Genomic DNA, 634 nt, shown 5'->3' with positions numbered 1-634 from the left:
CCTGCCGCGGCTGCACCGACGGCGTGGTGCAGGCGAAGGTGCTGCCGCGACTGATCGAGAGCGGCATGGCCTCAACGGCGCTGGTGACCCACGTGGTGGTGTCGAAGTTTGCTTGGTATCTGCCGCTGTATCGGCAGGTGCAGATTCTGGCCGGTCAGGGCCTTCATCTCGACCGCGCGACGCTGGCCGGCTGGGTGAAGCGTGCGGCCTGGTGGCTCAAGAGCCTCTATGAGCTCCAGCTGCGCACGATCCAGGCCTCGCCGCGCGTGTTCTGCGACGAGACGCCGATGCCGGTGCTCGATCCCGGACGACATCGCCCCCGCATCTGCCAGTTCTGGGCGCATGCCATGGATGACCGCCCGTGGGGCGGCCCCGCGCCGCCGGCGGTCGCCTACGTGTTCGCCGGCGGCCGCGGCACCGAGGAGATCGCCGGACAATTGACCGGCTTTTCCGGCATTCTCCAGGTGGATGGTTATGCCGCCTACAAGGCGCTCGCCCGCGGTCATGGCAGCGCGATCCAGCTCGCTTTCTGCCTCGCCCATGCCCGGCGCAAATTTGTCGAGGTCTACAAGACGACCCAGTCGCCATTCGCTCGCGAGGTGATCGAACGGTTGCAGGCGGTCTATGCCATCGA

Annotated in this window: 1 protein-coding gene; it reads left to right on the top strand. The window is 67.2% G+C overall.

Annotation, left to right across the window (positions count from 1 at the left end; translation table 11 throughout):
• Positions 1-634 (top strand): IS66 family transposase (locus IVA82_RS16320; RefSeq protein ID WP_247387441.1); only part of this gene is annotated, 634 nt, incomplete at both ends.

It is taken from the genome of Bradyrhizobium sp. 142 (assembly GCF_023074015.1).
GTDB lineage: Bacteria > Pseudomonadota > Alphaproteobacteria > Rhizobiales > Xanthobacteraceae > Bradyrhizobium.
The sequence above is the reverse complement of the archived record's forward strand: the minus strand, read 5'-3'. Positions and strand labels throughout refer to the sequence as shown.